At 52.9% G+C, this 14,660-nt stretch carries 13 protein-coding genes; 8 read left to right on the forward strand and 5 right to left on the reverse strand.

Annotated elements, in window-relative coordinates:
• Window positions 1-136: 136 nt before the first annotated feature.
• Entirely contained in the window at window positions 137-886 is a 750-nt protein-coding gene (locus BMX45_RS07485) for an SDR family NAD(P)-dependent oxidoreductase (protein WP_090909144.1), read from the forward strand.
• Window positions 887-1,107: 221 nt separating this feature from the next.
• Window positions 1,108-2,298, forward strand: coding sequence for an enoyl-ACP reductase FabV (fabV, locus tag BMX45_RS07490; protein ID WP_090909145.1), 1,191 nt, complete (start codon window positions 1,108-1,110; stop codon window positions 2,296-2,298).
• 115 nt (window positions 2,299-2,413) lie between these two features.
• Here the strand turns inward: fabV and BMX45_RS07495 are convergent, their stop codons facing one another.
• Complete coding sequence (locus BMX45_RS07495) at window positions 2,414-3,106, reverse strand: GyrI-like domain-containing protein (protein WP_090909146.1); 693 nt, start codon at window positions 3,104-3,106, stop codon at window positions 2,414-2,416.
• 95 nt (window positions 3,107-3,201) lie between these two features.
• On the opposite strand from BMX45_RS07495, the gene BMX45_RS07500 reads away from it, so the two are divergent.
• Both BMX45_RS07500 and BMX45_RS07505 read left to right on the forward strand, forming a co-directional pair.
• Window positions 3,202-3,696 carry a GyrI-like domain-containing protein gene (locus tag BMX45_RS07500; RefSeq protein WP_090909147.1) on the forward strand — a complete coding sequence of 165 codons (495 nt, stop codon included), beginning with the start codon at window positions 3,202-3,204 and terminating at the stop codon, window positions 3,694-3,696.
• A gap of 234 nt (window positions 3,697-3,930) precedes the next feature.
• Window positions 3,931-5,343, forward strand: a complete 1,413-nt coding sequence (locus tag BMX45_RS07505) for a sodium/glutamate symporter (protein WP_090909148.1) — start codon at window positions 3,931-3,933, stop codon at window positions 5,341-5,343.
• A gap of 91 nt (window positions 5,344-5,434) precedes the next feature.
• Here BMX45_RS07505 and BMX45_RS07510 read toward each other — a convergent pair whose 3' ends face one another.
• Entirely contained in the window at window positions 5,435-6,292 is an 858-nt protein-coding gene (locus tag BMX45_RS07510) for an AraC family transcriptional regulator (protein WP_090909149.1), read from the reverse strand.
• 135 nt (window positions 6,293-6,427) lie between these two features.
• Complete coding sequence (locus tag BMX45_RS07515; protein WP_090909150.1) at window positions 6,428-7,540, reverse strand: DUF3626 domain-containing protein; 1,113 nt, start codon at window positions 7,538-7,540, stop codon at window positions 6,428-6,430.
• A 216-nt stretch (window positions 7,541-7,756) separates the two neighbouring features.
• Between BMX45_RS07515 and BMX45_RS07520 the strand changes: the two genes are divergently transcribed.
• Window positions 7,757-8,518, forward strand: a complete 762-nt coding sequence (locus BMX45_RS07520) for an SDR family NAD(P)-dependent oxidoreductase (protein ID WP_090909151.1) — start codon at window positions 7,757-7,759, stop codon at window positions 8,516-8,518.
• A 252-nt stretch (window positions 8,519-8,770) separates the two neighbouring features.
• Here the strand turns inward: BMX45_RS07520 and BMX45_RS07525 are convergent, their stop codons facing one another.
• Window positions 8,771-9,502, reverse strand: a complete 732-nt coding sequence (locus tag BMX45_RS07525) for an MORN repeat-containing protein (protein WP_090909152.1) — start codon at window positions 9,500-9,502, stop codon at window positions 8,771-8,773.
• Window positions 9,503-9,739: 237 nt separating this feature from the next.
• Here BMX45_RS07525 and BMX45_RS07530 point away from each other — a divergent pair, with 237 nt between their 5' ends.
• Window positions 9,740-10,801: a suppressor of fused domain protein gene (locus BMX45_RS07530; RefSeq protein WP_090909153.1), complete on the forward strand. Its 1,062-nt coding sequence runs from the start codon at window positions 9,740-9,742 to the stop codon at window positions 10,799-10,801.
• 147 nt (window positions 10,802-10,948) lie between these two features.
• Entirely contained in the window at window positions 10,949-11,932 is a 984-nt protein-coding gene (locus BMX45_RS07535; protein ID WP_015737036.1) for a diaminopimelate dehydrogenase, read from the forward strand.
• A gap of 49 nt (window positions 11,933-11,981) precedes the next feature.
• On the opposite strand, the gene gdhA is transcribed toward BMX45_RS07535, so the two are convergent.
• Entirely contained in the window at window positions 11,982-13,361 is a 1,380-nt protein-coding gene (gene gdhA, locus BMX45_RS07540) for an NADP-specific glutamate dehydrogenase (protein ID WP_036674176.1), read from the reverse strand.
• A 388-nt stretch (window positions 13,362-13,749) separates the two neighbouring features.
• On the opposite strand from gdhA, the gene BMX45_RS07545 reads away from it, so the two are divergent.
• Window positions 13,750-14,637, forward strand: a complete 888-nt coding sequence (locus tag BMX45_RS07545; RefSeq protein ID WP_090909154.1) for a hypothetical protein — start codon at window positions 13,750-13,752, stop codon at window positions 14,635-14,637.
• The last annotated feature ends 23 nt before the right edge of the window (window positions 14,638-14,660 follow it).

A 14,660-nucleotide genomic window follows, 5' to 3' on the forward strand; every position in this document is an offset into this window, starting at 1 on the left:
ATCCTTAAATTTAAGTTAAGTAACATTAATTATGTTTAAATTTACTTAAATATAACCCGGTATTACTATGAACACAAGGACATGGACACACAATGTTCAAATCATAACGCTATTTTACCCTAGGAGGTCATTGATAATGTCAGAACAACGTGTAGCGGTAATTACCGGCGGAGCGAGCGGAATCGGCCGCCAAGTCTCCTTTACATTCGCAAGAAAAGGCGATCGCGTCGTCGTTGCCGATTTTAATGAAACTGCCGGGCAAGAGACCGTCGATATGATCAAAGCAGAAGGCGGCGAAGCTTCATTCGTTCAAGTCGACGTTTCCAAACAAGAAAGCGTGGAGGCGCTTGTGGATAAAGCGGTTGAGCTCTACGGCCGCATCGACGTCATGCACAACAATGCCGGCATTGGCGGCGCCGGGCCGGTCCTTGAACAAAACATGGATCTTTACCATCGCACGATTAACGTGAATCAGCATGGGGTTGCCTACGGTATCATCGCGGCAGGCAGAAAAATGAAAGAACTGGGCATTAAAGGCGTTATCATCAACACGGCTTCCGTATTCGGCTTCTTGGCTTCGCCGGGAACATTTGCTTACCATGCGACAAAAGGTGCCGTCATCATGATGAGCAAATCCGCTGCGCTTGAACTGGCGCCATACGGCATTCGTGTTGTGGCTGTTGCTCCTGGAGCCGTCGATACACCGATCATCCAGGGCTATAAAGATTCCGGCATGCTGGATTCCATGAGAGCCAAAGTCATGGGCGGAGAATTGACGCAGCCCGAAGTGGTCGCCGATACCGTGTATCTCGTGTCGCTGGATGAAGCGGCTGCGATTACGGGCAGCGTGGTCATGGCCGACCAGGGTTATGCTTCATTCAAATAATCCGTTTGGTGTTTTATGGTAGCAGATATAGCGCATTAAACATAAAGAACCTCTCTTTGGAAGGAATGCAGGCTGAAGCCTCGTCACACCAAAGGGAGGTTTTCTTGATTTTCCCGTCAAAACATTTCCTCTCTCCGCAAAAAACAGTTAAAATAGAGGGGAACTTGGCAGACCATACATAGGTATGAAACGACGGATACGAAAAGAGAGGTATATACAATATGATCATTAAACCTAGAACACGCGGATTTATTTGCACGACATCCCATCCTGTAGGCTGCGAAGCCCAAGTGCAGGAGCAGATCGATTATGTACTGAAGCAGCCTGGAATCGAAGGGCCGCGCAATGTGCTGGTCATCGGCGCCTCCACGGGGTACGGCTTGTCGGCCAGAGTAGCTGCCGCATTCGGCGCCCGGGCGAATACCGTAGGCGTATATCGTCCAAGTCAGGCCACCGAGAAACGGACCGCATCGGCGGGCTGGTACAATTCGGCCGCTTTCGAGAAGGCAGCTGATGCCGCCGGCTTGAAATCGTACAGCGTGACGGGAGATGCCTTCACGCAGGAGACCAAAGCCAAAACGGTTGAACTGATCCGCAAAGAGCTGGGCCAGGTCGATCTCGTGGTCTACAGCGTTGCGTCGGCTCGACGCACGCTCCCTGAAACGGGCGAGACGGTCAGCTCGGTATTGAAGCCGATCGGACCGGCGTATACCAACAAAACGGTTAACTTCCACACCGGTGAAGTGACGGAGGTTACGATTGAACCGGCGACGGAAGAGGAAGTGAAGAACACCGTTGAGGTCATGGGCGGCGACGATTGGGAATTGTGGATGAACGAACTGGCAGAAGGCGGCGTATTGGCTCCTGACGTGACCACGATTGCGTTCTCCTATATCGGCTCCGAGATTACCAAAGCCATTTATCGGGATGGATCCATCGGACAAGCCAAGGATCACCTGGAGGCCACGGCGCTGAAACTGAACGAGAAGCTTGCCACCGGAGGCGGACGCGCTTATGTGACAGTCAGCAAAGCGTTAGTGACTCAATCGAGCTCGGCGATTCCGGTCGTGCCGCTGTATGTATCGGCGCTGTACAAAGTCATGAAGGAAAAGGGACTGCACGAGGGCTGCATCGAGCAGATTTACCGTCTGTTCTCCGATCGTCTCTATAACGGGCAAGAAACCCCGGTGGACGAGAAGGGCCGTATCCGTATCGACGATTGGGAGCTTCGCGAGGACGTTCAGGCCGAAGTAGCCGAATTGTGGAGCAAAGTGACCAGTGAAAATATCGAAGAATTGACCGACCTTGCCGGTTACCGCCGCGAATTCTTCCAGCTGTTCGGCTTTGAAACCGACGGCGTGGATTATGATGCGGATGTAAATCCCGTGGTCGACAATCCGAAAGCCATTTAATTGAGCAAAGGCGAGCTCCGGAAAAGACCGGGCTCGCTTTTTTATATCGCCAAGGGGTAAGCCTGAATATGCGCATCCCCCAGCGTACCATTTTACCGGAATGAAGTTCCCTGACTCAGGTTATAGGGATGTAGATCTGGGTCTTCGAGGCATGCACCGAGGTTCTCAGTTCCAGGCTGTAGTGTTCGGGGTTCGGCATAAGCCCGCGTTGTTTCAGCAGCTGAAGAACATAGGAATAGGACTGGTCGGTATCCTCCCGTTCGGAATGACCTTCATGGGTGTACATCGCATATTCCTGGGTCGGCAGGGTTAAACTCACCATCCGCTCCGGCATATCACGGATCGTGCTGACCTCGAACCCTGCTACATAATGATAGATCGGCTGCCGGTTCAGCACAGCAGCAATAAACAAGGGGTTCGGCGTTTTATGGCGGATATAGGGAATCTCCTCCATCCGGTTTATAAGCTCCTGCCACAGCCTGGGCTTGAGGGCCTGAGACATGTAATAGGCCGTGAAGGGGAGCTTCATCTCCAGGCCGACGATCAGCGTCCGCGGTTTGATGATCCGCTGAATGGTCTCGTTCGTCTGCTCGGTTCGTTCCCGTTTCTGCCGAGAAGTCAGAATGGAATAGCCGCCATTCTTTCCTTCATTGGCGTATAAGGGGACGCCTAGCCGGGACAGTTCATGAAGATAGCGGAGCATCGTACGATACGAGACCGAGAATTCCTCGGCTAACTCGCCGACGGTGAAGTTCTGCCGTTCATACACTCGCTGCATGACGTTAAGGATCCGTTCGGTTTTGGGCATAAATCTGCTCCTTGGGTATTTTTTATACTGTGACAGTTTCTGGCATAGTCCAAGTATATAATGAAACTAAAAAGAGGATAAAGGAGTATTTACCAATGAACATCGATCAACGAAATGAAGCAGCGGTTACGAGAAAACCGGCATTTCAGGCCGTCGGTTTGAAGTGGGAGGGCACATTTGCCGAGGCAGGCGCGGGCGGAATCCGGGCGGTGCAGCGGACGCTGCAAGATCGGCTTGCGGAGATTCCTCACGCAATCCATGCGGACACCCTGCTAGGGTTATCTTACCACGCGGCTCCCGGGGGGGATGGATTCATCCATTATGCCGTCGTCGAAGTGGAGCGGATTGAGGAAGTACCGGAAGGGATGGTTACGATATCCGTTCCCGCATTAACCTATGCCGCTTGTTCCCATCGCAAAGGGCAGAGCATCGACCAATCTTACAACAATATCTATGCCTGGATTGCGGAACAAGGCTACTCGGAATACAATCCGGATCATTTAACGCATTTTGAACAGTATCCGATGAGTCAAGACCCGTACACGGATGACCCTGAGTTTATGATCATGATTCCCGTTCAAACGGAATAGCCGGATCTGACAGGAACATCGCAGGCAACGAAGGACGGGCTTTCTAGCCTTATATACAAACTTATGCGAAAAGCTGCAAACCGCTCTGATGAAGAGCGGTTTTTTATATTTCGATCTTGATGCGTATGAGGATATCTTGTTTATCTGCCTGCCGAACGCGTTAATCAGTATAGAGTAAACGATTCAAAGCACCTTCCCCATACATGACAACGACGACGAGGAGGAATGCCTGGGATGTCTGCTGAACAAATCGGCATGAGTTTGCTGTTGATCTGTCTTGCATTGTTGGTAGGAAAATGGGTGAGAACCCGTATCGGGTCTTTCCAGAGGTGGTTTATTCCCGCCTCCATTATCGCTGGACTGCTGGTATTGCTGCTTGGCGAGGAAGTGCTTGGAAGGCTGGTCCGCTTTATCGGATTTGAGGATGCTGCCCTGGCCCAGGGGCTGTTTCCCGAATTTGCGCTGGAAGTATGGGGAGCGCTGCCGGAGCTGCTGATCAGCGTTATTTTTGCAAGCTTGTTTCTGGGCAAGGAGATCCCCGGCGTGAAGAAAATATGGGAGATTGCCGGACCGCAGCTGACTTTCGGGCAGATGATGTCCTGGGGGCAGTACGTGCTCGGGCTTCTGCTGGCGGTGCTTGTGCTTGTCCCGTTCTTTGGCATGCCGCCCGAAGCCGGCGCTTTAATTGAGATTTCCTTTGAAGGCGGACACGGAACCGCAGCCGGACTTGCCGGTACGTTTGAACAAGTCGGTTTTGAAGAGGGAACGGATTTGGCCCTCGGACTTGCAACGGTCAGCATGCTGAGCGGCGTTATCATCTGCATCTTCCTGATTAACTGGGGTGCCAGAAACAATAAGACTGAGCATATTGAGAAGCCGGGTGACATGCCGTCTGAGGAGCTGAAGGGAATGGTTGCAGAGAAAGAGCAGGGATCTGCGGGCAAGCTGACGACAAAGCCTGAATCCATTGAGCCGCTGACCCTGCACATCGGGTTGATTGCCGCTTCCATTCTGATTGGATACGTTGTGCTTGAAGGATTCATTCTGCTTGAAAGATGGACGTGGGGGCGGAATACGGACATGGAATTTATGACGTATGTCCCGTTGTTTACGTTCGCGATGCTCGGAAGCGTACTGATTCAAATCGTACTGGGGCGAATGGGAAAGAGCTATTTAATCAGCCGCGGGCTTATCGTACGGATTCAAGGCTTGGCGCTGGACCTTCTGATCGTCAGTGCGCTGGGCACGCTGTCCCTGTCCGTGATCGGGGATAATCTCGTCCCGTTTCTTATGCTCGCGGCGGTAGGGCTGGGATGGAGTGTGTTCACCTTCATGATTTTTGCGCCCCGCATGATTCCGAAGCATTGGTTTGAGCGGGGAATGGCCGATCTGGGACAGTCGCTAGGCATGACGGCCACAGGGCTGCTGATGCTGAGAATCGTGGATGGAGACAACCGTACTCATTCTGTCGAAAGTTTTGGCTATAAGCAGCTGTTGTTTGAGCCGATCTTGGGCGGAGGTTTGTTTACGGCACTCTCGGTGCCCTTGATTTATCAATTTGGCCCCTTTCCGGTGCTCATCGGCACGGCATTGTTGACGGCGGGCTGGTTGGCGCTGGGGCTGTTTCATTTCGGCAGGAAAACATGATGGGGACTCACTGCACCATGGTCGGCCGTAAACCCTATGATTTATGGCCTTTGATGCGGTGAGCCCCTAAACATGTCTTCAGCAGCAATACTTATTGCGACTTTCGAATGACAGGAACCCATAATTCGTTCTTATACTCATCCGGGGGAAGATAGCATTCGATTGCAGGCAGCGGCGCAAGATCGTAGGCATGGGACGGAATCCACTCGGTGTAAAGACGCTTCCACATCTCCGCAATGCCCTTCGGATCTCCTTCCAGTTCGAATACCGCCCATGCAGCGGCAGGGAAATGCCGCAACACCATCGGTTCCGGAGGATTATGCGTCGATACGACGGACATGATGTAGTCGAAATACTCGTTCTTCCCGTAGTCGCCGTCTGCACAAACCCCGAGAATTCCCCGGATGGGATGATCTTGTGCACGGTAGTTCCACAACTTGTCGAAGATGCCTTCCGCATGGGCGTCTTTCCAGAGAAGGGGAACATCTTCATAGGCGCGCTGCGTGCTTACTTGCTTCTTGAAACCGATAACGGAAAATGCCTTCATTTCTTCGATTCTGTAATTCAATTCGGCAGCCCCTCGCATGGAGAATTGAAAGGAGATGCGGGGATAGGCCTTTAGCTTGGTACCGGCCTGGCGAGCGGCCGTTGGCGTTGTGCCGTGCATGTTCTGGAATGCACGCGCGAACGCTTCCGGAGAATCATAGCCGTATTTAAGTGCAAGGTCGATGACCTTGATGTCGCTGTTTTGCAGCTCGAATGCGGCTAGTGTCAATCTCCGTCTCCGTATGTATTCGGAGAGCGTGACATCCGTAATGAACGGAAACATGCGTTGAAAATGGGATGCGGAGCAGCAGGCGACCTGCGCCGCTTCAGCGTAATCGATCTCTTCGGTTATGTTCGCTTCTATATAGCCGATGGCTTCATTCATCCGCTGGACCCAATCCATCCGGTCATCATCCTTTCTAAGATCAATATATAAGAAGCTGCAGCGGATAGGCCTAGCCGTTTCTGTACAGATTTCGCTAGCCATGCTATTCCGCGGGCGGGGATTCCGTTTGAAACGCTGAGATGCAAACGCCGCTTAGAGGTCTGCGGCATTCGGATTCGGATGTCCATATTTTACGAGCACATGCCACAGCTGTTTGAGATGCTGAAAAGTCTCTTCATAGGTTCCCCAATCGCTCCAATGGCTTGGATCATCCTCCAGGTGAGCAGCCGCTTTGCCGATGATGGCCGCATCCAGGATGCCTTTCGAGCCTGCGTACCTCTGGTCGACCCGCTTGGCCAGCGGCGGCATGGCGGGTCCCCGGAAGTCATCGGGGACATCCTGCACGGCAAGAGAGAACCCCGGATGCCAGGACAGGGCAAGATGATATCGCTCACACAGCGCATGGAGCAGGCGGCCGATCGGGGTATGCTTGTAGGACGGATCGGCAACCAGGGCCTCCGCATCGCTGGACAAGTCGATGGGACCATGGATCTGTGCTTCAATATAATCGTCCAAGGAGCGGCCGACCGGTCCGGAGGGACCGGTATGCGAGGAAGGAAGATGAATCAGCCGCTCCAGCATAGCTGGAATATTTTTATTCGGAGAACCCAGGGCCGAGCCGGTGGATTCCACTTGCTGCAAGAGCGCAGCTAGAATCGCATCCCACTGACGGAGGGTGCCTACAAACTCGGGGGCTGCATGACTGTCACCGAATGTAAAGGTGCTGCGCTTCAATATGCCCGGGGACAGCACCAGAAAACAAGAACCGAAGCGGGGAGACGCCCCGTCAGCATAATTCATGAGATTGAGTGCGCCGTACTTCGGCCGCTCGTCATGGCGAACGCCGGGCTGCTGGTAGGCTCCGCCAAACAGGAGCCGTTCCCATTGGTCGCGGTCGCCGCCCGGGTAGGCCGTACGGCTTCCGTTGGTCACGCTCGTGATGAATTGGTTATGATATAAGCCTTCCGTCAGGAGTGATTCGATGACGAAGCGGCCTGTAGGCAGTATCCGATCCGGATGGAAATTCAACGTGACACGGGCATGCTTTTCGATGCGCGTTAACAGTCGGCGCATCGTAACGGGATCTTTTCCATGTTTTCGTAAAATATGCTCCGTCATGGCCGCGGTGCTCTTCCGTGTGCTCGCCGCTAACGATTCGACATGAAGAATCGCTTGCTGCTGCGCTTCGGTTAACCGTTCGCTCATTTTTGGCTCCTCCATACCTTCATATCTAAAATACAACGATACGATATCCCTCACTTCTATCCCTGAGGGGGAGATTCCTCTATGGATGCAATTTTCGTGTTTCAGGAGTTGTGGACAGCCTTTGCTCTCAGAACATCCGAAATGATTGCCCGAGGCCAAGACGTCATGCTTTAATGTAACTACACAAACGAATCCAAGGTGATGGAGGTTTACCCTATGCAGCCCAATTTCAGCATTCAGGATAAAATAGCAATCGTGACGGGTGCCAGCAAAGGCATCGGTTACGGACTAGCCCAAGCGCTCGCAGCGGCAGGAGCCAAGGTTGCCGTCATGGCACGAAGCAAAGCGTCGCTGGATCGGTTGGTTGAGGAAATCTCCCGGGCGGGAGGCCAGGCCAAGGCCTATGAGCTGGATGTACGCAATGTGGGGCAGGTCCGATCCGTATTTAGACAGGTAGCCGAGGACTTTGGCCGGCTAGATATCGTGGTCAATAACGCGGGTTTGGGAGAGGGCATGCTCGCGGAAGACATTACGGAAGAATATTGGGACGAGATGATGGACGTTAATTTGAAAGGCGTATTTTTCTGCTGTCAGGCTGCCGGCCGCCTTATGCTGGAGCAGGGTTATGGAAAAATCATCAACGTCAGCTCGCAGGTCAGCGTCGTCGGGATTACCGAAGGCGCTGCCTATTGCGCCTCCAAGGGCGGCGTTAACCAGCTGACGAAGGTGCTGGCGCTGGAGTGGTCCAGCCGAGGCGTCAACATCAATGCGGTGGGTCCCACCTTCATCCATACGCCGGGAACGGCCGAGAGATTGGACTCCCCTGAGTTTCAGGACGGCGTATTGGCGCGGATCCCGGCAGGCCGGATCGGCACCATAGGCGATGTGGCCGGCGCCGTTATCTATTTGGCATCACCGGCCTCCGACCTCGTGACGGGCACCTTGCTGCTTGTAGATGGCGGCTGGACGGCACAATAGGGATGACGGAATAAGCCTGAGTGAGCAGAATCCGGCGGCCCGTCAATTCTTTGATCGTTTGCCCTACAGCCAACCTGCGCCGCTTGGCGCTGTCAATTAAAGGGCCAAGACGATGGAGACGCGTAAGCGGCGAATCGATAAGACGATCACGATGCTGAACGAGGGACGGGCGCAGCAAGACGGTGAATTCACTCCGGTTAAATCAAAGAACCCGGTTCTGCCTTGGCAATACCGGGTTCTTTTTATGGCGGGTTATTTTAACGGAACCTGCTTGGACAATGCTTCGAATTGCTGCAGATGCGGAGCAATCTTGGTTTGAATGTTCTTGAAATATCGGAGCGCGGCGTCGTTCTGACGCTGCTCGGCTGCCGAATTGGCCGGGAAGATCGAGTAACGATGGTTGACGGAACCATTCTTGTATTGAGCGCTGAACATCGTTCCGCTCGCCCAGTTTTTTTTCATGTCCTGATTGGTGCCCATAATCACGAGCAGTTCCTGGCCCTTCTTGTAGGTAAAGCTGTAGTCGGGATCGGCCACGGCATGAATCACATCGTATCCGTTTTGGAAGACGCCTGCCTTGAATGTCCCTTTCTGGATCTGGTTCCATCGGACGGACCCGTCCGGCAATGTCACCTTATGGGTCAGGATGCCTTCGCCATCCATTTTGTCATGGTTCCAGCGGCCGCTGTACACCACCTTATGCGCTTCGCCGTCCAGTTGGTATTCGTTAATGTATTTACCGCTCCCGGCACGCTTCCCGTCCATGAAATCGCCGGAATATTGTTTGCCGTCGCCCCACTTGATGGTGCCGCGTCCGTTAGGCTGGCCGTCAGCCGCTTCGCCGTAATAGGACGTCCTTTCGGAGATTTGTATCCATTCCTTGGCGGAGGCCGCGTCGGCAGAGTCCGGCTGCAGGGCCAGCGAAGAGATTGCAAGCGAAGCGGTGAGCGTTATGGTTACTAATAATGCCGTTAATTTTTTCATGAACATGTAGGCTCCTTAGTTGATATGGTACTATTATACACTTCTCTGGAAACTTCTTCATGCCCCAATATGTCCTATATAATGAAGTGAAGGAGGAGGCTGGGCTATCGTCCTGAAGCTTCCTTGCTTGTATTATCGGTAATTGTTGAATGCGCCGCCTAATGGAAGGGGATATGATTTAACTGGGGCGGATAGGGTGAAGTTTAGGATGGAAACGATAACGGGAGGGAACAGGATATGACATATGAAGATAACGCACCCGGCTGGGACGCGATTGACGATGCACTGCTGAAGCGATATGGAGAGCAGGAGCCGAAGCATTACGGAGCGCTGATTCCGTATGCGCTTGGAGGACCTGATCCGCTGAATGGAATCAGCGCTTATGTCTCGGATACGCCAATTCCGCATTGGCATATGGTTACCTATGGTTTTAGCGAGCTCTATGATAAAGAATCGGATCATCTGGAGGAGAGCGGTTACGGCTTTGAATTGACGTTCAGGCTGGCTAAGCCGGAGGATGAGGAAGAGCCGCCGGCGTGGGCGTTAAATCTGCTTCAGAATATGGGGAGATACGTGTTTAACAGCGGGAATATTTTTCGCTCGGGCGATTATTTGGATGCCAATGGACCGATCTGCCTGGGTGCCGATACGCAGCTGACCGCACTCGCCTTTATCGAGGATCCCGAGCTGCCGGCCATGGAAACACCGAATGGGCGGGTCGAATTCCTGCAGATGATCGGCATTACCCGGGAAGAGCTTGAGGCGATGCAGACCTGGAATACGCTTGGCGTGCTGCAAGCTTGTGCAGAACATATGCCGCTTTACATAACGGATTTGAATCGGGATTCATTTCTTAAGGTATCTTCGATCTCGGAAACCGTGGATAGAGGAATGAAGGAGGAAGGCTCGAACACCGGATTTCTCTATGTGAGCCAGCTGGCTTTTGAACCGGGAAAAAAGGGCTGGTTAAGCAAAACCCCGGCTGCGCTCCAAATCGGCGCCAAGCAGGCGGGCATCATCGGCAAGCTGCTGCAGGGGCGAATTCTGAAGGAGAAGAGCTTGAGCCTTGTAGGTCCGGAGGTTCGGGTCGTATTTGAGCCGGGGAACGAGAGCCGCTGGACCGCGGAGGATGGAGATGTAACGTTGATCCTGGACGATCGGACGGCGGGTGAATTCTCAAGCCGTTTGGTTCCGCAGGTCAGCACCTTCGAGCTTTCCGGTTTACCTGGAATCCGAATTGAAATCGTGAAGACGGAAATCAAAGATCAGGAAGGAAACGTTGTTCAAGTTATCGGCTAGCAGGTGAAAATATGAATGACGCAGCTAGAAACAATTTCCTCTTCATATAAAATAGTTTACAATTAGTGTGATGTCTATATACTTATACTTTAAAGCAGTACATAAACATCATGTCAAAGCAAATGGACTGACAAAGGGAGGATAACATTGAACGCAACTATTAAAGTAGGGATCGTAGGTTATGGAAACTTGGGCAAGGGCGTGCAGAAAGCCATCGGGCAAAATCCGGATTTGGAGCTGGTAGCCATCTTCACGCGCAGAGACCCGCAGCAAATGCCGGCCAATTCCGGTGCACGTTTCGAGCATATTTCAGTGGCAGAGCAATATATCGGGAAGATTGACGTGATGATTCTGTGCGGCGGTTCGGCTACCGATTTGCCGGAGCAAACGCCACAGCTTGCCAGCATGTTCAATACGGTAGACAGCTTTGACACGCACGCTAAAATTCCTGAGTTTTTCCAGGAGGTTAACAAAGCCGCGATGGGCGGCGGCCATATCAGCGTCATCTCGACAGGCTGGGATCCGGGCTTGTTCTCCATGAACCGTCTGCTTGCCGAAGCGATTTTGCCGGAAGGTAAAGATTATACGTTCTGGGGCAAAGGCGTAAGCCAAGGCCACTCCGATGCGATCCGTCGCGTACCCGGAGTGAAAGCAGGCGTTCAATACACGGTTCCTGTAGAAGAGGTTATTAACCAGATCCGTTCCGGCGAGACACCGGAGCTTGCCACTCGCGAGAAGCACCGGAGAGATTGTTTCGTCGTTGCGGAAGAAGGCGCGGACCAAGAGCAAATCCGTCAGACGATTGTGTCGATGCCGAACTATTTCTCCGATTACGATACAACCGTTACCTTTATTACGCAAGAAGAGCTTGAGGCTGAGCATGCCGGAATGCCTCACGGCGGATTTGTCATCCGCAGCGGGGTTACCGGAAACGGAAGCAAGCAAATTGTTGAATTTGGCCTGAAGCTGGACAGCAACCCTGAATTTACGGCAAGCGTGCTCGTGTCTTATGCAAGAGCTGCGCATCGCTTGAGCAGAGAGGGACAGCAGGGCGCCAAGACGGTGTTTGACATTCCGCTCGGGTACCTGTCGCCAAAATCGGCCGAACAGCTCCGCAGCGAGCTCCTATAAGCTGCAAAAAGCCCTGCCGCATATGCGGCAGGGCTTTTTTTTGTGTGATTTATACGATTCCTTGCGCGATCATGGCATCGGCCACTTTGATAAAGCCTGCGATGTTGGCACCGGCCACAAGATTGCCGGCTACGCCATACTCTTCTGCAGCATCTACCGCACTGGTGTAAATGTTCTTCATGATTTGATGGAGCTTCGCATCCACCTCTTCAAACGTCCATGACATTCTCATGCTGTTTTGGCTCATCTCGAGAGCCGATACGGCAACTCCGCCTGCATTGGCGGCTTTAGCCGGCCCAAACAATACGCCCTTGCTGATGAAAAGCTCAATCGCCTCCAACGTGGAAGGCATGTTCGCGCCTTCGCCGATGGCCTTCACTCCATTCGAGATGAGGGTTTTCGCAGCGTCGGCGTCGAGCTCATTCTGCGTGGCGCAAGGGAGTGCGATATCGCATGGAAGCGTCCAGATTCCCGTGCAGCCTTCGGTGTATACGGCATGCGGATGAATCTTCACGTATTCGCTGATCCGCAGACGATCCCGCTCCTTGAGCAGCTTGACGGTTTCAAGGTTAATTCCTTCCGGATCATACAGATATCCGTTAGAGTCGCTGCAAGCGATGACGTGCGCACCGAGCTGCTGTGCCTTTTCGATGGCGTAGATGGAGACGTTGCCCGAACCGGACACCACGACGCGGCTGTCCTGGAAGCTAAGGCCCTTCGCAGCCAGCATCTCCTGTACGAAGTAGACGCAGCCGTAACCGGTTGCTTCCGTACGTGCCAGGCTTCCGCCATAAATGACGCCTTTGCCTGTCAGCACGCCGGCCTCATGCCCTCCGCGGATGCGTTTGTATTGACCGAACATATAACCGATCTCACGAGCGCCCACGCCGATATCGCCCGCAGGCACATCGGAATCAGGTCCGATATGACGGTACAGCTCGGTCATGAAGCTCTGGGTAAAACGCATGACTTCCTGATCGGATTTGCCTTTCGGATCGAAGTCCGAACCGCCTTTGCCGCCGCCGATGGGCTGGCCGGTGAGCGAGTTTTTGAAGATTTGCTCAAAACCGAGGAATTTGACGATGCCGGCATAAACCGACGGATGGAACCGGATGCCGCCTTTGTACGGACCAAGTGCGCTGTTAAACTGAACGCGGAATCCGCGGTTGACTTGCGTTTTGCCTTGATCATCCACCCAAGGTACGCGGAAGGTGACCATGCGCTCCGGCTCGACAAGGCGCTCCAGAATGCCGTGTTCCCGGTATTTCGGGTGCTGGGCTAACACAGGGACGAGAGAATCCACAAATTCCCGGACGGCTTGGTGAAACTCGGACTCATGCGGATCGCGGGCTACAACTTGGTTATAGATGGATTCCACATATTCTTGCGCGGCAGTAAGGGGTGAAGTTACAGAAATATTCGTAGTCACTTTTGCGATGCACTCCTTCAAATCGTTAAAGTAGAATTGCGAGAAAAATCGTTGGTGTTGCAGGAAAGGGACGTCCGTCTTGAACCATTTGTACAAAACCATTAAAAGTTTGCACTCAGCATTTTTAAGTTAAAAAGAATTTTATAGAATCTTGCCTCGTATTACCAATAAAATGTTTTTTGCAAACTCATTAAATATTTCTATGAACCTGTCATTAGGTGTAAGTTAATCAGCCATTATCCCGTGTTTTATGTAGCGAAAATGCAAAAAATCATCCGATTTTGTCATGGAAAAATACAAATAAAAGGAACTTTGGCATCAACTTTTTCGGCCGTTTTTTCGTCTGAGGTTATGGAAGAGTTGGAATCTTATTACAGGAGCTGAAGGCATGAAAAAGATATGGGCAGCGCTGTTCATGACAGCCCTATGTACCTTGACCGCATGCGCGGATTCGGAGAACGGGAAGGTCGAACCCCCATCCGTTTCGAGCGTGGAGCCGGCCCCTGACGTAAAGGAGGACCCACCCTTGGTGATCCGGGACGTGGCTGCCTTACAGGAAGGGACCTTTGCATTTTCCGACGAAACGGGGCATAGGCTGCTCGTTAATCCGGATGCCGCTATTCAGGATGAAGAAGCCTCGCTGATTGCCATCGGCCAGGGCGGCGAGCCGCTTCCGGTCCAATATGCGGGTGAGCAGCAAGCGACGGAAGAAGATAACGGCAGGCAAACTTCGCAGAATTTCAGCCATCAGGCCGGGCAACTGTACGAGGTGACGGAGGGGACGGCCGCCCCGAATGCAACGTACTTCATCATACCAAAGCGCCATATTCCGGAAGAGGCACTGTTGACCATCCAGCCGGCCAAGCCGGAGCAGGCAGATGGACAAGTGCTGCAGGAGATCAAGAACAGCAAGGGGAGAGCGGTAGAGCAGGCATGGCCGCTTATTCAGCTTCCGGACGGAGAGTCCCTCTATCTGGTGCAGTTCGTCAGAGAAGGTGACGATATGCTGGCCAGCTTGGCGCTGAAACGCGAGAGCGGCTGGCTGTATTACGATTATTCGGCGAAGTACGATCCGAGCTCGACGTGGAGAGTGGATGACCAAGGAGAGGTGCGTCCGGCCATGTTCTCCTTTCTGTTTGCGGCAGAATCGGAGCTTGGTCTTGTGCTTGGCGTGCAGTGGATGGGCACGGAAGGTGAGAATGTTTCGCTTCTGTCCGTATCGGACGATGCGATTACGGATCTCGGGTTGGAATATGGAAGATATATGTCCCCCTGATCCTTCGATGGAGCCGAGTTATT

The organism is Paenibacillus sp. cl141a, assembly GCF_900109305.1.
GTDB lineage: Bacteria > Bacillota > Bacilli > Paenibacillales > Paenibacillaceae > Paenibacillus_AQ > Paenibacillus_AQ lautus_A.